19 protein-coding genes, 1 tRNA gene and 1 pseudogene are annotated in these 19,420 nt (G+C 68.2%); 7 read left to right on the forward strand and 14 right to left on the reverse strand.

The genetic code is table 11. The features are described 5' to 3' along the window. The 4 genes from VEY12_05210 to VEY12_05225 form a co-directional block, all read right to left on the reverse strand. The coding region (locus tag VEY12_05210) for a hypothetical protein (protein HYM39529.1) at positions 1–1,089 on the reverse strand (1,089 nt) is incomplete at its 3' end. A 126-nt stretch (positions 1,090–1,215) separates the two neighbouring features. Next, positions 1,216–3,690, reverse strand: a complete 2,475-nt coding sequence (locus VEY12_05215) for an AAA family ATPase (protein ID HYM39530.1) — start codon at positions 3,688–3,690, stop codon at positions 1,216–1,218. 97 nt (positions 3,691–3,787) lie between these two features. After that, a complete protein-coding gene (locus tag VEY12_05220; GenBank protein HYM39531.1) occupies positions 3,788–4,471 on the reverse strand; it encodes an HAD family hydrolase in 684 nt (227 codons plus the stop codon). A 25-nt stretch (positions 4,472–4,496) separates the two neighbouring features. Then, the gene (locus tag VEY12_05225; protein ID HYM39532.1) at positions 4,497–5,153 is read right to left on the reverse strand and encodes a hypothetical protein; all 657 of its coding nucleotides are present in this window, start codon (positions 5,151–5,153) and stop codon (positions 4,497–4,499) included. Positions 5,154–5,240: 87 nt separating this feature from the next. Here VEY12_05225 and VEY12_05230 point away from each other — a divergent pair, with 87 nt between their 5' ends. Beyond that, positions 5,241–5,876, forward strand: coding sequence for a phosphatase PAP2 family protein (locus tag VEY12_05230; protein ID HYM39533.1), 636 nt, complete (start codon positions 5,241–5,243; stop codon positions 5,874–5,876). Here the strand turns inward: VEY12_05230 and VEY12_05235 are convergent. Next, complete coding sequence (locus VEY12_05235) at positions 5,873–6,244, reverse strand: roadblock/LC7 domain-containing protein (protein HYM39534.1); 372 nt, start codon at positions 6,242–6,244, stop codon at positions 5,873–5,875. The two genes, VEY12_05230 and VEY12_05235, sit on opposite strands and share 4 nt — an antisense overlap. Positions 6,245–6,989: 745 nt before the next feature. Between VEY12_05235 and VEY12_05240 the strand changes: the two genes are divergently transcribed. Next, the gene (locus VEY12_05240) at positions 6,990–7,436 is read left to right on the forward strand and encodes a hypothetical protein (protein HYM39535.1); all 447 of its coding nucleotides are present in this window, start codon (positions 6,990–6,992) and stop codon (positions 7,434–7,436) included. Between the two features lie 4 nt (positions 7,437–7,440). After that, positions 7,441–7,950: a hypothetical protein gene (locus VEY12_05245; protein HYM39536.1), complete on the forward strand. Its 510-nt coding sequence runs from the start codon at positions 7,441–7,443 to the stop codon at positions 7,948–7,950. 144 nt (positions 7,951–8,094) lie between these two features. Here VEY12_05245 and VEY12_05250 read toward each other — a convergent pair whose 3' ends face one another. Further along, complete coding sequence (locus tag VEY12_05250) at positions 8,095–8,259, reverse strand: hypothetical protein (protein HYM39537.1); 165 nt, start codon at positions 8,257–8,259, stop codon at positions 8,095–8,097. Between the two features lie 70 nt (positions 8,260–8,329). Here VEY12_05250 and VEY12_05255 point away from each other — a divergent pair, with 70 nt between their 5' ends. Beyond that, positions 8,330–9,265: an aminopeptidase gene (locus tag VEY12_05255; protein ID HYM39538.1), complete on the forward strand. Its 936-nt coding sequence runs from the start codon at positions 8,330–8,332 to the stop codon at positions 9,263–9,265. A 6-nt stretch (positions 9,266–9,271) separates the two neighbouring features. On the opposite strand, the gene amrS is transcribed toward VEY12_05255, so the two are convergent. From amrS to VEY12_05275, 4 genes and pseudogenes are all read right to left on the reverse strand, one after another. After that, positions 9,272–11,119 carry an AmmeMemoRadiSam system radical SAM enzyme gene (amrS, locus tag VEY12_05260; protein HYM39539.1) on the reverse strand — a complete coding sequence of 616 codons (1,848 nt, stop codon included), beginning with the start codon at positions 11,117–11,119 and terminating at the stop codon, positions 9,272–9,274. Between the two features lie 18 nt (positions 11,120–11,137). Further along, positions 11,138–11,401 (reverse strand): annotated as a pseudogene (locus VEY12_05265) (AmmeMemoRadiSam system radical SAM enzyme). A gap of 99 nt (positions 11,402–11,500) precedes the next feature. Then, on the reverse strand, positions 11,501–12,487 hold the full coding sequence (gene thiL / locus VEY12_05270; protein HYM39540.1) for a thiamine-phosphate kinase: 987 nt from the start codon (positions 12,485–12,487) through the stop codon (positions 11,501–11,503). Between the two features lie 44 nt (positions 12,488–12,531). After that, positions 12,532–13,035 carry a type IV pilin gene (locus tag VEY12_05275; protein ID HYM39541.1) on the reverse strand — a complete coding sequence of 168 codons (504 nt, stop codon included), beginning with the start codon at positions 13,033–13,035 and terminating at the stop codon, positions 12,532–12,534. A 109-nt stretch (positions 13,036–13,144) separates the two neighbouring features. On the opposite strand from VEY12_05275, the gene VEY12_05280 reads away from it, so the two are divergent. After that, positions 13,145–13,218, forward strand: a tRNA-Gly gene (locus tag VEY12_05280). Positions 13,219–13,295: 77 nt separating this feature from the next. Here the strand turns inward: VEY12_05280 and VEY12_05285 are convergent. After that, positions 13,296–14,051 (reverse strand): VIT1/CCC1 transporter family protein, encoded by a 756-nt coding sequence (locus VEY12_05285; GenBank protein HYM39542.1) that lies wholly within the window; start codon positions 14,049–14,051, stop codon positions 13,296–13,298. A gap of 127 nt (positions 14,052–14,178) precedes the next feature. Here VEY12_05285 and VEY12_05290 point away from each other — a divergent pair, with 127 nt between their 5' ends. After that, entirely contained in the window at positions 14,179–15,513 is a 1,335-nt protein-coding gene (locus VEY12_05290) for a hypothetical protein (GenBank protein ID HYM39543.1), read from the forward strand. Here VEY12_05290 and VEY12_05295 read toward each other — a convergent pair whose 3' ends face one another. The 3 genes from VEY12_05295 to VEY12_05305 form a co-directional block, all read right to left on the reverse strand. Continuing rightward, complete coding sequence (locus VEY12_05295; GenBank protein HYM39544.1) at positions 15,514–16,476, reverse strand: replication factor C small subunit; 963 nt, start codon at positions 16,474–16,476, stop codon at positions 15,514–15,516. Positions 16,477–16,826: 350 nt separating this feature from the next. Next, the gene (locus VEY12_05300; protein ID HYM39545.1) at positions 16,827–17,825 is read right to left on the reverse strand and encodes a hypothetical protein; all 999 of its coding nucleotides are present in this window, start codon (positions 17,823–17,825) and stop codon (positions 16,827–16,829) included. Positions 17,826–17,829: 4 nt separating this feature from the next. Further along, on the reverse strand, positions 17,830–18,111 hold the full coding sequence (locus VEY12_05305) for a hypothetical protein (protein HYM39546.1): 282 nt from the start codon (positions 18,109–18,111) through the stop codon (positions 17,830–17,832). Between the two features lie 189 nt (positions 18,112–18,300). On the opposite strand from VEY12_05305, the gene VEY12_05310 reads away from it, so the two are divergent. Continuing rightward, entirely contained in the window at positions 18,301–19,392 is a 1,092-nt protein-coding gene (locus VEY12_05310) for a zinc ribbon domain-containing protein (protein HYM39547.1), read from the forward strand. Positions 19,393–19,420 lie beyond the last annotated feature (28 nt).

Raw genomic sequence — 19,420 nt, forward strand, 5'->3', positions numbered from 1 at the left:
GAGCGTGACCGTCGCGGTGAAGGAGGGCGGCGGCCTCACGTTGAAGGGATTGGCCGAAGCCGTCGCGGAGAAGCTTTGCGCGCTGTCCGTGGCGGTGACCTGGTAGGTTCCCGTGAGCGGGCTCAGCGCGAGCTGGAACACGTAGTTCAGGTTGCCCGTGGCGTCCGTGCTCAGGGCCGTGTTGCTGTAGCCCGTCACGATCAGTCCGGTCGCCTGGTCCGTCACGTTGACGCTCACCGCGACATTGGGTTCCCGCACGCCGCCGCCGATGCCCGTGACCGTGCTCTGGATGGCGACCGGCACGTACTCGCCCGGCTCGAAGTAGCCGCGACCCGGGACCGCGACGGTCACGATGATGCCCAGGTTCCCGATTCCGAAGTTGGCTCCCGCCGTGCTGTGGCGGAGGCCCGCGGTGTCGTTGAACCAGGCGTTGATCGTGGCGATCTGGGGCGCGGTGACGCCCGTGCTCAGGGTGAAGCTGAGAGTGCCCTGGGACGCGGTCAGGTTGAACTGCCGGGAGGTGAGGAGGCTCGCGCCCGTGGCCTGAAGGACTTGGATGGCGCCCGCGCCCGCCGGCGCCTGGGTGCCGTTCTGGGCGTAGGTCGCGGACCACGTGACCGTCACCCCGTCCCCGGGGATGTACCCGCGGCGGTCGGACCAAACGCTCAGCCGGTACGTGGCGATTGCGAAGGGCACGACCCGCGGGGGTTGGCCCGAGGTCGTGTCCGTCGCCACCACGGTGTAGCCGGCGCCGTCCGGCCAGCCCGGCTGGACGACGATGGACTGGGGGATCGTCCCGGTGTTGGGGATGCTGATGCCTGCGTGGCTGAACAGGGTCTGGGTCGCGTTGTGGACCTCGAGAGTGATGGAGTCCGCCGGCGTGGCCGTGAGCGTGACCGTCATGGTCTCGCCGGGAACGAACGTATGCCCGCCCCAGTACCGGCTATTGGCGACCGTCAGACCTGCGCCCGTCCACACCGCACGCGACGACGGGACCAGGAGGAGGCCTGCCGTGGCCAGCATTCCGATCGCAAGCGCGACTGCGAGCAGGCGCACAACGCCGCCGCTCTTCTGACGATGTAGTGCCATCTCAACCCATCCCTTGGATTGGCCCCGGGTTCCGCGCCCGCGGTCGGTCGGCGATTGTGTCTGACATACTTAATAGTTTTGTCCGGTCCGCGTCGGACGCACCCCACCGCCATCCGGGGTCCGACGCTAGGCTCCCCGCGCCGCGGCACCCGGGCTGGCGCGCAGGCGCGTGAACAGGGACTGCGCGCGCGTCCGCCAAGGCGCCGCCTCGTCGGCCCTGCCCTGGGCCTCGTACACGTGGGCGATCTCCTCGTACCGATTCGCCAGGCTGTACGGGTTATCAAGGCCCGCGATGAGCTCCACGGAGGCCAGGAGCTCCTGCTCCGCGCGGGGCCACTCCCCGCGGCGCGCCGCGACGAGCCCCAGGTTGGCCCGCGCCGTGGACACGGCCATGGGATCGCGGATCGTCGAGGCGAGGTCCAAGGCGCGGTGCGCGCAGGACGCTGCCCGGTCCGTCTCCTCGAGCCGCAGGAAGTTGTCCGCGGCGTTCGCGAGGGCGTACGCGGCGAAGCGCACCTCCCCCGCACCGAGGGCGACGTCCGCGGAGCGCTCGAACGCGCGTGCCGCGTCCTCGGGCTTCCCTTCCTGGCTCAGGATGATCGCGAGGTTGTTCTCGATCGCCGCGAACTCCCGGCTCCCCGGGCGGGCCAGGCGCTGCCCCTCCTCGAGCCGCGTGCGGGCGGCCGCGAGGTCTCCGCGGGCGATCAGGGCGGCCCCGAGGTCCGTGAGCGCGCGGGTCCGCTCCCGGGACGCGTCCTCCAGGAGGAGCGTGGCCCGCGTCAGGTAGTCCACCGCGACACCCAGGTTTCCGAGGCGCCGCTCCACACCGCCCAGGGCCCGAAGCGCTTCCCCCTCGAGGACGGGCACCCCCATGAGGCTGGCGTCGCGCACCGCCGAGCCCAGGAGCCGCTGGGCCTCCGCGTACGCGCCCTGCCGCGTCAGGATCCGGCCCAGATGGATCCGCGCCCGGAGCCGCTCCTCGGGGCTCCCGCGCCGCACGATCCCCTCGAGGATCGCTCGTGCCTCCTCGAACTTCCCGAGGAACATCTCCGTTTCCGCGAGGAGCCGGCTGGGCCGCAAGGAAGGCGGCAAGCCCAGGAGGCACGCTTCGAGCTCGCCCGCGCGGGCGCCGTCCGCGTACGTCTCCCCGTGCTCCACGATTAGGTTCGCGGCGGCCTCGAGCTCCCGCGCCTCGATTCGATGGTGGGCCGCCTCGAGCGGGTCTCCACGCTCCTCCCAGTACGCGGCGGCGCGTGCATTGGCAAGGCGTCGCGCCGGCTCGGGCATCCGGCCGAGGTAGAACTCCCGCACGAGGTCGTGGAGGAGGTAGCCTTCCTCGCGGTGCTGGAGCACCGCCCGCTTCAGGAGATGGCGCAGCTGGGCCACGGTGGCCCCGAGGGCCTCCGGGGATTTCGCGGGGCGGCGGAGAATCGCGAACGTCTTCAAGACGTCCTCGGAGACATCGTCGATTCCCTCGAGCACGGTCTCGAGGACGAACCGTTCCGTCTCGAGCGCGCCCGCGGTGAGGCCGCTTGCCGCGAAGAGCTCGAGGGCGAGCGGGTGGCCTCGGGTGGCCCGGAGGACCTCTTCGATTTCCGACGCGCCGAGGCCCGAACGGCGATGGACCAGGAGGGCCTCCGCCGCGCGCGGGTCGAGCCCCGACAGGGGGACCTCGAGGATGCCGCCGTCGCTCAGGTCGCCGCGGTCGTAGAACGTGGGCTGGGCGCGGCTCGCGACGAGAATCTTGCAACCGAGCCGCGTCTCCAAGAGGGACTTGAGGATGCCTTCCGCAGGCGGGCAAGCCTGCAGGTCGTCGAGCACGACGAGGCAGCCAGTCAGGTCTTCTCGGAGGACCGCCAGGGCCTCGAGCGGATCGTACGCGGGCCGGACGAGGACCGCCTTGAGGCGCCGACGGCCTTGGCGGCCCAGGAAGTCCGCGAAGGAGGAGAGGATGCCGTGGGCGTCGTCGTGGGGGTACAGCCGCCGCGGCAGGACGGGCAGCGTTGCGTCCTCGAGCACCTTCGCGAGGAGGGCGCTCTTCCCGACCCCGGCGACCCCGACGACGACGGCGACGGGCCGCGGGTCGCGGTCGAGCCAAGCCCGCAGGGTCGCGAGCTCTGGCTCGCGGCCGAAGAAGGGCGGTCTCGCCGGCTGTGGAGGCCGCGGTGCCTCCCGCGGCCGCAGGTCGACGACGTCCCCCGCCAAGATCCGTTGGATGCCTTCCCCCTCGCGGATCCCGGCCTTGTGGAGTGCCTCCAAGGCCTCCTCGCCGCGCACCTCGCGCTCGCCCTCGGGCGTGATCAGGCGGACGGACCGGCTCCGTGCGTGTTCTCGCATCCGCCGCGCGAGCTCCTGCCCGGCCGGCGTCAACACGTACACCTTGCGCCGGGTCTTCGCGCTGGCCACGTGGGCCATGCGTTCCTCGACCTTGCCCGCCTCGCGGAGACGCTTGAGTTCCAGAGCGACGTGAGCCCGGCTGATCCCCAGGGCGGCACCGATCCCGTCCTGCGTCATGTCGGGAGGGACCTCGTACGCGTCCGTGTGCCGGAGGAATCCGGAGAGATGGACGATAATCCGTTCGCCGACGGTAGCTCCCGGCACGGAGCGAAGCACCCCCGCTCGGAGAACGTAGCCGCTCGATTTTACTTAAGGGCCATGTATATGCAGCCTCCCGGGACGCCGTCGCGGACGACGGGCGTCACGGGCCGCGGCGCAGCTCGGCGAGGAGGTCGGGGAGCGGGGTCAGGTCCGGGATCTCCCGGTCGGGCCGCGGATCGGACACACCCCGTACGAGCCCCAGCCGGTTCACCCACACGGTCCGCATGCCGAGGCGGGACGCCCCCTCGACGTCCGCGGTCAGGGAATCGCCCACGTGGACCACGTCCTCGGGCTCTGCCCGCAGGCGCTCGAGCGCGACTTCGAAGATCCGCGGCCGCGGCTTGTACGCGCGCACGCTTTCCGACGTCACGACGTGGTCGAACGACAATCCGTTCTTCCGGAGGAGCCCCTTGAGAAACGCATCGTCCGCATTGGAGACTACCGCGCGCGGGAGTCCGTCCACGCGCGCGAGCACGCCCGCGCTTTCGGGGAAAGCCTTCGCGTTTGCCCACATCCGGTTCAGCATCTCGATGTACGGCCCCGTCTCGCCTTCCATGCCGTAGTCCGCCATGGTCTTCGCGAGGCTGTCGTCCGTCGCATCCTGCAGGGTCTGGAACTCCCCTTGCTCCGCGCCGAAGAAGTAGCGGTCCCAGGTCTCCAGGAGCTTCTCCGGCGCCAGGCTCGGGCGGTGGTCCATGCAGACGGCGCGGGCCACGTGGATCAGGACGTCGCGGCCTGTGTCGATCAGCGTGCCGAACGCGTCGAACGTGACCGCGCGGATCATTGGGTCTCCCGACGGCGGGGGTGGGTCATGACCTTTGCCGTCGCCCGGTCGCGCACATCCGCCGCAGCGGGCACGGGGCGCACTTCGGCCGGGCTCGGCAGAACGTCTTCGCGTGCCGGACGAGGAGGGCGTGGTACTCCCGGAACCGGTCGACCTCGCGGGGGAGCCGGTCCTCGAAGTACCGCTGGACGTGCTCGTACGCCTGCGTCTCGAAGAGCCCGACGCGGTTCCCGATCCGGATCGTGTACGCGTCCACGACGAACACGGGATGGCGGCCCGCGTACAGGAGGATGGAGTCCGCCGTCTCGGGGCCCACGCCGGGCTGGGCCAGGAGGTCCGCGCGGAGGGCCTCCGTGGGAGCGCGGAAGAAGCGGCGGAGGTCGCCGTCCGAGCAGTCCACGAGATGGCGGCAGAAGGCCTTGAGCCGGCCTGGCTTCGTCCGGTATAGGCCCGCCACGCGGATCGCACGCCGGATCCGGGGCACGGACGCGGCGGCCACCGCATGGGGGTCCATGATCCCGGCCTCCTCGAGGTTCGCGATGGCCCGCTCCACGTTCCCCCATGCCGTCTGTTGCATGAGGAGCGCACCCACGACGACCTCGAAGTCCGACTCCGCGGGCCACCAGTGCTGGGGACCGTAGTGGTCCAGGAGTCGGCGGAAGATCGCCGCAGCCTTGTCCATCCGCGCGACGAACGCGGCGCGGGGCAAGAGCCTTGCCGTTGATAGCGGACCCCGCGGGCTTTAAGCCAACCCCCCAGATGCCCGCGCGTGGACCCCCTCGCCCTCCTGATGACGGGGAACAACCTCTGGTACCCCTCCTGGGACGAGTCCCTCTTCCGCGCGCTGAACCTCATCGGTACGAACGCGGTCCTGGACGTCCTCATGGTCGGTCTCACGGACCTCGCGCTGCCCTACGTCCTCGTGCTCCTGGTGATCCCGCTGTGGTGGAAGGGCCAACGCGACCGAGCGTTCGACCTCGTCGTGGTCCTCCTGGCGGTCATCGTCGTCACGGAGGTCCTGAAGTACGGGTTCGACCGCGCCCGCCCATGCGACGTCCTGCCCAACGTGAACCTGCTGTACCGGGGAGCGTGTGCCGCGGAGGGCGATCCTTCGTTCCCGAGCGGGCACGCGTCCCGGATCTTCGCGGTGGCCGCCTTCCTGGCCGTGTACTACCGATGGCCCGTGAAGGCCTCTGCGTTCCTGCTCGCGGTCGGCGCGGGGATCAGCCGCGTGTACCTGGGCGTGCACTGGCCCTCGGACGTCCTCGCGGGGGCGGCCGTGGGAGCCGCGGTCGCCCTCGGGGTCATCCTCCTCGCGCGGCGGTGGGCTTGGTACCAGAAGCTCCGGGCGCGCGTCGTGGACGCCGTGGCGAGGCTCCTGCCGCGACGGGCCCGCTCCGCCTAGGACGTCCTCGCCAGGAGCGCCCGCGCGCGGACCGCCGTCTCCTCGACGTGGGCCGCGACGTCCGCGAGGCTGCCGTCCGTGAGGGCGACGAGGAACACCTTCGGGGTCACGACGCGGACGACGAGGTTCCCCGCCTCCGTCTGTACGGTGACCTTCTGCGGCGACGGTCCTTTCGTCGCGGAGTAGATCACCTCGAGGGCCCCGAGGAGGGTGGCCGCCATGGTCGCGAAGTTGTCCGCGGGGACATCGTCCGGGAGGACCGAGGCCAGGACGCCGCCGGACCGCGTGACCACCGCGGACATCCGACTCCCCGTCTGCCCGTTGAATCCCTTCAGAAGAATCCGCAGTTCCTCGGAGCCGCCGGCCAGGTCCGTCCCCCCGGAGTGGTGCCGATGGGTCGTGCGTTATTTATACCTGTCTTCGGGCCGCCGCGGCGTGAGTACCGCTGGGGCGTTGAATCCGGTCACCGGACTGGCGTGGAGTACTTGAACCGGCGGCGGAGCGTCGGTCCGGCGTCGGACGTGGAGAACATGTACTCCACCCTGGCGGCCCCAGGAACAACAGGGCCGCCCTTGCGCGCGGCGACACGATCGCCCACGGGGACGTGTCCGCGGACGTCCTCGAGGCGGGAACGCGCGCTACGAGCGGCGGCGGGGCGCATTTCGGAGAGTTCTACTCCCCGGCTTCGGTGGCCTCGAGGATCGGCAAGAGACCAAGCTGTACCTGCAGCGGAGGTTCATTCACGACGGCACAGGGGGCGAGGCGTATAGTATCAGCATCCCCCGCCGGGTCGCGGAGAAGCTCCGGATCCGCCCCGGCGACGGCCTCGTGATCCTGGACGACGTCGACTCGACAATGCGGGAGATCGTACTCCAGGGTCCGCCCGGACTCACGATTCCCGCGTCCCCATCGTCCCCCCGTCCGTGGCGTGGACGCCGCTCCCTGACGGCGCGAGGTGTCCCGGCCGGACCCGCGGGACAGGGCTGACGCAGCCAGTAGAGGATCGCGGGTCCCCCGAGACACGGATCACTTTTAGGCTGGGATAAAACGGAACAAAATGATGACTAAGCTTATGTGCAGACTACGCACGTATGTGGGTCCCGAGGGAAGCGAGTGCGAAGGGAAATGAGGCCGCGCGCGGTCTTCCATTCCCCCACCCAGGAGATTCACACGACGTACTTCGGGCAACTGGGGGACAACGTCAGCGTGTCCGTTGGGTACCAACCCTCCACCGGCCTCAACTACTTCCACGTGTGCGCCGCAGGATGTCAGGATGAGAGCTTTTCAGGGACCCCGGACCTGAGCCGAGCGTTTTATATCGCGACGATGAACATCTACGCGCCGAACGGCGACGTGAATGCCCCTCCCGCTATGTGGATCCAGGCCCCCGAAATCACACAACGCGTGGTGTTCGGTCCGGTCGACAGTGTGCTGAATCCGTCGGACAGTGTGCTGTGTGACTTCAACCAGTGGGGCTACACAAATATGAACATCACACCGAGCTACACGTCCAACGCACCGGGCACCTCCGTGTTCTCCCTCACCTTTTCCTACTGGTGATCCCATGCAGCGTAGCCTAATGTTGGCCGCAGTCCTCCCCGTCGCAGCGATTGCGATTGCCGCCGCCCTCATCCTCGCAACGACGGGTAGCGTCGGCCCTCCGACGACCCTGCCCATTCCTGCCGGGACGCAATACGGAATTGCCCTCTCGCTCGCCGGATACATGTACGAGGGATGGTTCACGGTCCGTTTCACCACGTCCTTCGTGGAAACCTTGGTGGGCGCCTGGACGTCCGACGGGTCGGTCGGGACGAGCATAGCCTGGGCGAACGGTACCAATGTCCCCATATTCCCGATCCAGAACGGCACCGGGGCCATGGGCTGCAGCCTCACCTACGACGTCACCCTAAGCCCGGGAACCTACAGCATGATCATCGGAGCCGGGCACCGCATGAACGTAACCGCGCCTCTCACGGTGAACTGGACCGTGACCCGGACGATCCATCTGGTGCCGCCGGTTGGTAACCCAGCTCCCGTCTCGCGTTGGGCCGGACAGGCAAGCCCCTGTCCGTGATCGACTGAGGCCGCGACGCCCGCGGGGAGTTGAATTCCCGAAATATCGCAAAAATCGAATGCGGAAGATAAAAATGTTTGACGTGGTTGTCGCAAAGCGATCTGCGACAGGATGGCGACCAGGACGACGAGCTGCGGAGGATCCTCAGCGCCCCTCAATCTCTCGCGCGGTCTTCGGGTCGACGAGGACCTGCTCAAGGACCGCGTCGCACTTGGGGCAGAGGTCCAGGAGGACCTCGTAGGGCCGCAGCTTCACGTGGCACTCAGGGCACAAGGCCCGCGGGATCTCGTCGGTCTTCCGCTGGGCCATGGCGCCTTGGCTCCTTCCCCATCAAGCCCCGGGGAGAAACCTTATCCCCGCTCCCTCGATTCCGCGGACGATGGAGGACGGTGCGCGGCTCATCCTGCGGACCAGTGCCGGCCTCCGCGAGAAGGAGAAGGTCCTTGTCCTCGTGGACCGGGACACGAAGGCCGTCGGCGACGCGTTCCTGTCCGCGGCCCGCGGCCTAGGCGCGGACCCCGTCGTCCTGGTCATCGCCCCCCGGGAGCGGGACGGGGAGGAGCCTCCCGAGATTGCGACCACGGCCATGGAGTCCGCGGACCTGATCGTCCTCGCGACCCGCAAGTCCCTCACCCACACCCACGCGCGACGCCAGGCGAACCGCGCCGGGGCGCGCGTGATCTCCATCCCGGGCGTCACGGAGGACATGCTCGCCGCGGGAGGCTTGGCCGCGGACTGGGGCGAGATCCACGAGGTCGTGCGCCGTGTCGCGCGGCGCCTGCGGGCCGCGGAGGCGGTCCACCTGACGAATTCGGCGGGGACGGACCTGACGTTCTCCGTGGACGGCCGCGAGTGGATCTCGGAGGACACGGGCCTCTGCTCCCGTCGCGGCGCCTTCACCACGTTGCCCGCGGGCGAGCTCTTCGTCGCTCCCGTGGAGACGAGCGCGGAGGGGCGGCTCGTCGCCGACGTTTACTTCGACGAGCCGCTGATCGAGTCCGTGACCGCCACCTTGAGGGAGGGTCACGCGACCAAGATCGTCGGGGCGTCCAAGGCCGTGCACGCGATGAACTCGGGCGGCCGGGAGGCGCGGACCCTGGGGCGCTTCGGCTTCGGATTGAACGCGCACGCGCGCACGTCGGGGCCGCACATGGAGGCGGAGAAGGCCCTCGGATGCGCGAGCCTCGGCTTCGGGGACAACACGAGCATCGGCGGTCGGCTCGCGTGCGGCGTCCACGTGGAGTGCATCCTCTCCGAGGTCAGCATCGAGGTCGACGGCAAGTCCCTGATCGACAAGGGCCATCTCGCCGGCTGAGCCGAGTCATCGGTGGTACAGGACCCCGTAGAAGCGGTTCTCCTTGGACGTCTTCTCGAGCCGCCCGACGATCGCGATCTTGGTGCCGCACTTCTTGCACTTGTTGTCCTTGTCCAGGTACCAGCCCGTGATGTCGAAGCCGTAGCGCTTCACGGCGAGCGCGCCGCACCCGGGGCAGTACGTGTTCTCCAGCCGGTGCCCGGGCACGTTGCCGATGTACACGTAGTTGAGGCCCGCCTCCTTGGCGACCGCACAGTGCCTCTCGAGGGTCTCGACCGGCGTCCAGGGGAACTCCATCATCTTGTAGTCCGGGTGGAAGCGGAGGAAGTGGATCGGCGTGTCGGGCCCGAGGTTGTCGTGGACCCACGTGGACAGATGGCGGGCCGCGTCGAGGCTGTCGCCGACCTGAGGGACGATGAGGTCGGTGATCTCGATATGGATCTTCTTCGTGTCCCGCATGTCCAGGATGGTCTGGTAGATTGGGTCCGCGTTCGGGATGTTGATGTACTTTCGCACGAACTCCGTCTCTCCGGAGCCCTTGAAGTCGACCGTGACGCAATCGAGGAACTTGTCCATCTCGTGGACGGTCTCGGGCGTGTCGTATCCGTTGGACACGAAGATGTTGATGAGTCCCGCCTTCCGCGCGAGGACGCCGATGTCCCGAGCGAACTCAATGAAGATCGTGGGCTGGTTGTACGTGTACGCGAGGCCCTGGCAGCCCTGTTCGACGGTCATTCGGACGACGTCCTCGGGTGCGACCTCGATGCCCTCCACCTTGCGCCGCTGGGAAATGTCCGCATTCTGACAGTACCGACAATTATGTACAACAATCCCATCCGCGACGTAATTATGCGACGGGATGCACTCGAGACTAAACACTTCCGCAAATTCGGCGGTCTTCTCTACGGAGTAGATGGGGAGCCACATCTTCTTGTTCGCGCGGACCACCGGCGCGGCCGCTTCCACAAGAAGGTCTCGAACCGCTTGCGGATGACCAAAGAGGTCGCTGCCCCAGATTCGGAGGACACGCCACCCGTTCTCTTCGAGCGTCGCATCGCGAACCCGGTCTGACTTGCGGACGTCATCGGATCTAGCATGCCAGTATCCATCCACCTCGATGTCGAGCCGCTGACCCGGAAGTGCCGCATCCGCGATGTAGAACTTCTTGGAGTTCTCGAGCCTTACCTCGGGGCAAATCCGATACTCCTTCTCAAAGTCGATGCCGAGCTCTGTGAGGATCTCGTAGAGCCGTTCTTGGCTCTTCGAAGGATGGCGATGCTGCCACACCCGCAATCTCTCGATGTTCCGATGCCACCCATGGCTCGGATCGTGCAGAAAGCGCGTCTTGCTGCTCGCCAGCGCGCGCCGGGCCGTCTCTGGGTTGCTCATCGGGTTAACGCGTTTCATCCGTTCTGAGCGGATCAGTCGCTCCTCGGCACTCAGCTCGAGGTCCTTGGTGTAGCAGGCGCCCCGGTGCTGGTTCCAGGCAGAGACACCGTGGAGAGTCTCGCCACAATTTCCGCACGTGAAGTCGGCTTGCGCGATCGCTGCGGGACGACCGGATTTCCAGGCAGCACTGTTCTGATACCAAACCTTGAGGACGAGGTCGCCGCGTCGTAGATTCCGAGTGAGGACCCATCCTCGTTGGGTGAGGATTGGGTGCTCGGCCGTCGCCCCGAGCTTAGAGAGACCCCTGGCGCCTACACGGACTTGATAGATCCAACCCAGGCGTGTCCCCGCATGAGTGACCACGCTCGGTAGAATCTGGTATCCTCCCTCGACGTTGTACGACCAAAGGCGGTCGCCCTCGTGGATGTCCTCCACGGGCTTCCTCGAACCATCCGCGAGCAGAATTTGGGTGCCCGCTGGGTGGCAGAGCCAATTGCAGCCCGTCGTCGCGATGCTGAAGATCTTCGAGCCGGGGCGGTAGTGTTGCACCGGCTTCTTCTCGATGGGATCGACGTGGCCGGTGATCACGCGGCCGTACACGTAGAGCCAGAGCTTGCCGTCGTGGACACCTCGGATGCCGCAGAGGCCGACCTGACCCTCGCCGATCTTGCAGTACCGCGCGCAGGCCGTGCACATGATCTTGTTCGTGCCCGCGACGGGCTTCCAGAGCTCGGCCACCTTGCCCATGGCCTGCCCAGGCGGCTGGCGCACGTCGGTGACATCCTCGGCCGGGATCATGCTCACTCCCGATTAGGCGGTAGCGACCATAAACACCTTTCGCGGAGACTACCCCGAATGTGAAACGCGGAAGTGTTCCCAGCCGCGATCCTGGAGCGGCTCCTGCTTCCCGCCGACGACGAGGAGGTTCGGTCCCGGTGTCCCGACTTTCCCGATCACGGCGAGCCCGTGGCGGACGCCGCGTTGCGGCTCGTTCAGGCGCCCCACGAGATCCGGCACGGACCCCGACTTGACCGTGGCCACGAGTTCGAAGTCCCCGCCGGCGTACAGAGCATGCTCTTTCTGCCGTTCCACCGGGAGTGCCTCGAGCGGTTCGTATCGCGGCACCTTCTCCCACTCGACCGCGTACGAGAGCCCGGTCATCGCAGCCATCTGCGCGAGGCTGAGCGCGAGCCCATCCGAGATGTCCATGCAGCTCGTCACCGCGCCCGACTCGGAGAAGATCTGCCCTTCCCGCAAGCGCGGATAGGGATGCAGGAGCTGCTTGATGCCCTCCGATTTCATCTCGGGGTCCGCGAGCTGTGCGACCGCGAGGCCCGCCCGTCCGAGCGCTCCCGTGACGACGATCGCGTCCCCAGGTCGTGCGCCCTTCCGCAGGAGGATGCGGTCCTTGCGCACGCGCCCGATCGCCGTGCCCGCGAGGGAGATCACGTCCGCCTCCTTGGTGTCGCCCCCGAGGACCGCGATGCCGAATTCCTCCGCGCAGGCCTCCATGCCGCGCGCCAGCCCCTTCAGGAAATCGACATCCGTGCTCGGCGGCAGAGAGAGCGCTCCCACGAACCCCAGAGGCCGTGCGCCCGCCGCGGCCACGTCGCTCAGGTTCACGGCGACGAGGTACCACCCGATCTGGTCCGGGCGGGATCCCTCGGGGACATGGGTCCGCGGGTTCACGACGTCCGTGGTCACGACGAGGTAGTCCTCGCCCCACTCGACCACCCCGACATCGTGTCCCAGACCGATGGGCGCTCCGCGGTCGAAGATCCGCGTGAGGATCGCGATCGCCTCGCGCTCCCCGATGTCCGAGAGCCTCGTCATCGTGGGTGGGAACGCGGGGCGGCTACAGAAGTCTGTCGCCCGCGCTAGGGGGTCGTCCAGGCCTCGTGGGTGAGCTGGGAGCCGTCCGTCCAGAGGAGGAAGAAGTCGAAGCTCGTGGATCGCGGGAGGGAGACGCCGTTCCCGCTGACCGTGATCGTGTCGCCCGCGGCCAGGGTGCCCCCGCCATTGACGTCGAGCCACGTGACCCGGTACACGGTCCCGTTCACGCTGACCGGGACGGGAACGCCGCTCGCCGCGAAGTCGGACGCGGGGCCGAACGTCGCACCCACCTTGAGGACGAAGTGGAAGTTGGGGATCGTCACCGCGCGGGACGCGTCGGCCACGGAGAAGGTTGCGTTGTACGTGCCGCTCGGGAACGGTTGGACGCTCGAGAAGGCGACGACGGGTGGGATGGTGGCGCGGCTGGTGAGCAGGCCGCTCGCCATCAGGTACAGGACGGCCGCGAGGACGACCGTGACGGCAACCAGGAGGATCTCCGCCACGATGGGCGATACGGCATCCGACGGCGGGCGGCGCACGGTCTTCATGGGGGCACCACGTCCATGCCCCGTCGGAACGGATGAAACTTCCGGGTTCCGGACGGTCCTGGCGCGGCGCCGCAACCTTTTCAAACCACCCTGCATTCGTCCTCCTTGCGCGCCGGTAGTCTAGCCTGGTTAGGACATAGCCTTGCCAAGGCTATAAGGCGGGTTCAAATCCCGCCCGGCGCATCCTCTCTGCTGCTCGGCCGATCGGCCGCGAGGGGTGCCCGCTTCTCGAAGGCTCACCCCTGGGGACCCTCACGCCGCTAGAGGGGCGCAGCGCCCACGATGAAAGCAATCAGAAAGCCGGCGATGGCGGACACGATTCCGATGACCAACATTTCCGCTCCGCTCCGGAGAGGCCGGCCCACGGTGCTCGTGGCCTTGTACCATCCGATGAGGAACAGGGCGACCGCGGCGACGAGGACGGACGCAATCATCCCCATCACGATGTCCCCGGGGAAGACGAGGAAAGGCAGGAGCGGGATCAGGGAGCCAAAGATGGCGGCGAATCCGACGAGGATCGCGCTGTTGCGCGCTTGGGCTTTCTCGATCGGCGCGAGGCCCAGCTCGTGGGCCATCATGAATTCGAGCCACGCGTTCGGGTTCGAAACGATATCGTCCGTCACCTGCTCGAGCTTCGCACCCTCGAAGCCCCACGCCTCAAAGATCTCGCGCACCTCCTGCCGCTCGAGGTCGGGAAGCTCCCTCATCTCGCGCTCCTCGCGATCCCTCTCCTTCAGGTAGTGATCGCGGCGGGCCAGGGTCGAGGTGTACGCGACCGCGCCCATGGAGATCGATTCCGCGAACGTCGCGGCGAGCGCGCCCGCGATCACGATCCGGAAGGGACTGGCCATGGCCTGCTGGCGCGCGGCGATCGCGATGCCCAGGAGAACGCCGAGGACGTTTACGAGCCCGTCCTGGCTCCCGAGGATGAAGTCCGACAGGAAGCCGGGCCGCGCGTGCTCCTCCCCTTGCGCGTCCTCCTCCTGCTTGCGCCAGAACGCGAACCGCGTCGACATAGGCCCACCGGCGGTCCCCAAGGGGTCGCGTCATTTAGGGCTTGCGCTGGCGAGTCCGGCATCCGCGGGGCAAACCGCGGCCATTTCGGATAGGTTTTTCAAGGGACCTTGAGATGCCGCGCCGGCCATGCCCGATCCCCCCGAGGCATCCCCTCTGGCCGATTTGGAACTCGCCCTCTCCCTTTCGCGCGCCGATCGAGCGGCGGACGCGGCGCTGCGAGCGTTCCGTGCGGAGGCGTCGCCCGTCGACGTGGTCCGTGCCGCGGTGCGAGCCGCGGCCTCCCGCTACGATCCCGCGGCGGGTCTCGCGCCCCACGCCCTTGCCGCGCTCGAAGCCGCCGGGGGCCTTGCGGACGTCCTCGACGCCCGGCAACGTCCGCTCCCGGTCCTCCAGGCGATTGCCCTCGCCGCCGCGGAGAAGAAGCTCTCGGTGCCCCAGCGTCCTGCCGCCGTGGTCTCCGGGGAAGTCACCCATTTGGGTCGCTCCGCCCTCCTCGCGGCACGGGCCGGTGATCGGCGGGAGCTGGAGGCGCTCTTCCTAGGGATCGTGGACGAGGGCTGGGAGCGGCGCATGGCGGGCGAGGTCCTCTTCCGCGCCTCTCTGGAGGATCCCGGCGAGGCGGGCCACAAGCTGCTCACCTCCGTGGCACTGTGGCGCCTCGCGCGCGCCCTCGGGTTCCGGGATGCGCGCACCACGCTGCGGCCCGCGGTCCAGTACCTCGGGGCGGGCGAGCCCGTGCGGCGCCCCCACGCGGTCATGATGTCCGTGCTGGGCAAGGAGTGGGTCGATCTCGAGATCCTCGTCTCCGGCGGCAAGCCGCTCGACGAGCGGGGTCGGGGTCGTCTCGCCACCTCCGTGGCGGCCCCGACCGAAGAGGCGTGCGTGACCTCGATTCTCGCGCTCCTCCAGGAGGGCTACGCGGTCGCGTCACTCGGGGAAGGCATCGGAATCGAGGCGTCCAAGCGGGTGCTCGCGGGAGAGGGCTACCATCTCGAGCTCGTCCATGCGCTCCTGTTCGCCCGCGCCGCTCACTTCGTCCTGGAGTTCAGCACGTCGAGCGAGCGCGCCTACGCCCTGTTCCAAGCCGCGTTGCGCGTCCGATCCCCGGCTCCCCACCTTCCGTCCGTGGCCGTCTCCGAGCCCGCGGGTGAGGCGGAGGCGCTGCGGAACGTGGCGGAGGATCTCGCGACCCGCCGGCCCCGGGAAGCCGCGGCCCACGTCCGTGCGTACCTGGCCCGGGGTCACGCGCCCCGCGCCTTGGCCGCCCTCCTGGCGTACCATGCGAGCCTCGATTCGGCGCTCGCGAACCAAGGGCACAACCTCCTCCTGGCCGAGGCGTGCACCGCCGAGTTCGCCACGACCCACGCACCCGAATTCCTGATGGCCCTCGCGAAGACCGTGGCGGCGTCGCCCAAGGACGTCACGGCCTCGAAGGCCTGGTCCGCCGCGCTGGGCCCGTGATCACTTCTTGATGTCCTGGCCCACGAGCGCGAAGTGCGCCAGGAGCGCCTCGATCTGGATGCGCTCGTTGCTCCCCTCGACGAGGCGGAAGTCCGTCTCCCCGATGCGGTCCAGCAGGCGCACCTTGACCTCGTCGGGCACGTTCAGGTCGAACACGGACCGGTGCAGCTGCCGGACGACGTCCTCCCCGGAGACACCGTACTCGATGAGAAGCTTGTCGAGGACCTCTCTCGCTTTGAGGAATTCCCCCGCCAGGGCGCGCTCGAGGATCTTCTTGACCTCCTCCGGGCGGATCGTGCTCGCGACCTTGTACAAGGCGTCCGCGTCGATCGTGGAGGCCAGGGAGGCCGCGACCTGAAGGGAATTCACGGCGCGCCGCATGTCGCCCTCGGAGATGTAGATCAGGGCCTCCATGCCGTCCTCCGTGATCTTGATCTTTTCCGCCTTCGCGATCCGCGCGAGGTACTCCCGGATCGCCTCGGGTTTGAGGGGGCGGAAGCGGAAGACCGCGCACCGCGACTGGATGGGCTCGATGATCCGCGAGGAGTAGTTCGCGGAGAGGATGAACCGGGAGGTCTTGGAGTACGTCTCCATGGTCCGGCGCAGGGCGGCCTGGGCGTCCGCGGTCAGGTTGTCTGCCTCGTCGAGGAACAGGAGCTTGAAGTCCGTCCCGCCGAGCGGGGCGAGCCGGGCGATCTCTTTGATCTTCGTGCGGACCGTATCGATTCCGCGTTCATCACTCGCATTTAGTTCGTAGTAGTTCTGCCGCCAGGCGTCGCCGAACAGGTCGCGGGACAGGGCCATGGCGCTCGTGGTCTTCCCCGTCCCGGCAGGACCTGCGAAGAGCAGGTGGGGGAGGTTCTTGGTGTCCCGGTACGCCTTGAGCCGCTCCACGATCTCGTCCTGTCCGACGATCTCGTCGAGGGTCTTCGGCCTGTACTTCTCGACCCAGATCTCCTTCATGACGCCCCCAACAGGCGCGGCATCCGGAGGGAGCGTAATAACCCTTGCCCTGGGTGGGGAGAAGGGAACCGGGAGCGGGCGCCAGTCGATGCTCTCCACGCGCGTGGCACACGCCTTCCGCGTTCCGGTCGGCGAGGTACGAAAGGCGATGGGCCTCGTGGGGGCGAATCGATTCCAATTTAGGGCTGCCTCACTTTTGACGCGTTCACGGGTGCCCCCCTGCGCGATTCCCGGTACGCGACACCACAGAGACCGAGATGGCGTCACGCGAGGGTCTGCACTCGAGAGGCCACGCCCACCCGAGCGGGACCGACGAGCCCCTGGTGACCGGCGCGGATCACCGCAGCCGATCAGAGCCGCAGCTCGAGCGCGGTCAGGACCGCGGCGATCGGGTTCAGGATCGTGGTGGTCGTCCCGCCCGCGAAGAGCAGCCCGACCGCCCGATTCGACTCGTCGACGATCAGGGAGCCGCTGTCCCCGCCGCGCGAGAGGATGTCGCTGACGACCTGGCTCCGGAACATCGCGGTCTTGCCCCCGTAGTCGACTTCGACCGACGCATCGAGCGCGGTGACGCGCCCCCGCGTCAAGCCCGTGGTCCGTCCGCTCTTCTTCACGCGCATTCCGAGCGCGGCGTCCGCGGTGCCTGCCGCCCGGCCGATCTCGAGAATGTCCGGCGCCACGAGGTCCGCGGCGAGCGGCCGCGCGATCGCGGCATCCACAAGGTTCGTCTTCCCGGAAGGGAGCCGGCGCACATCGAGGCCGATGGGCACCAGGAACGGACGAAGTGCGCGCTCGAGCAAGCGGCCCAGGCCGCCGAGGTCCCGCTCGCTGAACTGGATACGGACGAACCCGTCGAGTTCCGCGATCGCGTCCTCGGGACGGCCCCCGTCGTAGGGCCCCGGCTGGAGGATTCGATCGCCCTTCCTCGCGTCGTTGCTGTTTGCGAGGACGTGGTTGTTCGAGAGGATGACGGCCTCGCCGGAAGCCCGGTGCACGAGGACGCCGAGGGTGCCCGCGGTGACCTTCTCGTGGGCGATGCTCACGCCGCCGGGCGCAGGCCGGATCCTCGCCGTGTGGCTCACCGCAAGCGATTCAAGCAGGGGAAGCGCGCGGAATCGCCCCGTCTGGACGACGTCCGTCCGCACCCCGTCGAGGGAGCGGGGGACGACGTCCCGGCTCCGGAGGCGGGTTTCGACCTCCTTGCGGTCCACGTAGACCACGACGCACGTCTCCTCGGTCTCCCGACCGCCCACCACCTTGCGGCCCACGGCCACGCCGACGACGTTCCGCCGCTCAAACAGCTCCGCCTCGTAGGCGGCCTTCGCGGCCCGCACGCCCTCCAGGGCCATGGGCTCACTTCTCGTGGACACGGAAGGCGCTGATCTCGAGCAGTCCCTCGCCGATCTTGCCGCCCGCGGCGATCCCGGCGAACCGCACGACCATGTTCGCGACGAAGCCCAGGAAGATGCCGATCCCGTACCACGCGAGGAGGTCCTTCGCGTAGAGCCAAGAGACCATGCTCACGCCGAAGCCGATCACGAAGAAGGTCGCGAACGCGCCCCACTGCACCTTGTACCGTCGCACCGCGAACAGGAGGAACCAGCCCAGGACGGAGCCGAGGAGCAGGATGCCCACTTGGTTGATGTCGATCGAGATCCCTCCGAACGACGCGGCCGAAGCCGAAGGTGGCGAATAAACCGGCGGGCGCGGTTCTCAGCGTCGGTAATTACGCGGACGCCCATGTCGATATCCGACATTACGTGGCGGCCTCCCGTGCAAACGCTCAAGTCCGCAGGCGTCGGTCCCGCGGCAGGAGGATCCTCGTTGTCCGCGTCCCGTTTCTGCCCGAATTGCGGCCGTCCTGTGCCTCCGGAGAACAGCTTCTGCGTTGCGTGCGGCTTCGCCCTAGGCCCTCCGGGCACGCCGTCCGCTCCCGGTGGGACTCCACCCCCGGCAGGCGGCGCACCCGGTGCCGTCCCGCCCCCGCCCATGGGCTACCCGCCCGGGTATGCGCCGCCCATGTACGTGATGCCATCGAGGGTCGGCGCCGGGAGCCTGCTCTCCGACACCTTCGACGTGTGGATCAAGAACTTCGGTGCGTTCTTCCTCGTGTACCTCGTGCTGTCCCTCGTCACGGGCGGACTCGGTCTCCTCGGTGCCTATCTGATCCTGAACACCCTCTACGTGGGCGGCGCCATTCCGATCGTGAGCGCGCCGACCACGGCGGGCCTCTGGGCCGTCCTCGGATATGCGCTCTTCACCGCGATCGTCGGGTGGGTGGTATCGAGCGTCGTGCTCGGAGGCGTCGTTGACTTCACCGTTCGCCGCGACCGCGGCGAGAACGTGCGCATGATGGACTCCCTCTCGAAAGGCCTGCAACGCGTGCTGAGCATCCTCGGGGCGAACTTGCTCGTGACCCTGATCACGATTGGGGTCTTCCTTCTCTGGGCGGCGCTCTTGTTCATCGGCGTCTTCGCCCTCGTAGCCACGGGCGGAGGCGCCGCCGGACTCGCCGCGATCTGTGGAGCCCTGATCGCGTTGCCCTTCGTCGGAGTCCTCGTACTCTACATCGACCTCGGCCTCTGCCTCTACGCGCCTGTGATCATGGCGGAGGGGTCGCATGCCGTGGACAGCCTCTCCCGGAGCTGGGCGCTCACCAAGGGCCACAAATGGTCCATTCTCGGCGCCGGCCTCGTCCTCTTCATCGTGGCCGCGATCATCGACGGGGTCATCGTTGCCGTCGGCGCGGTCACCGGAAACGCGATCCTCGAGCTCGCCACCTCGGCGCTTGCGTCCGCCCTCACGGGGGCGTGGATCACGGTCCTGACCGCGGTCGCGTACAGCCGGATCGTGAGGCTGCCGCGGCCCTCCGCATGGCCTCCCACGTACATGCCGCCCGCGTACCCGCCGCGCTGAATCGTGAAGGATAAAGAGGCGGCGCCGC

The organism is Thermoplasmata archaeon, from assembly GCA_035632695.1.
Classification (GTDB): Archaea; Thermoplasmatota; Thermoplasmata; order RBG-16-68-12; family RBG-16-68-12; genus RBG-16-68-12.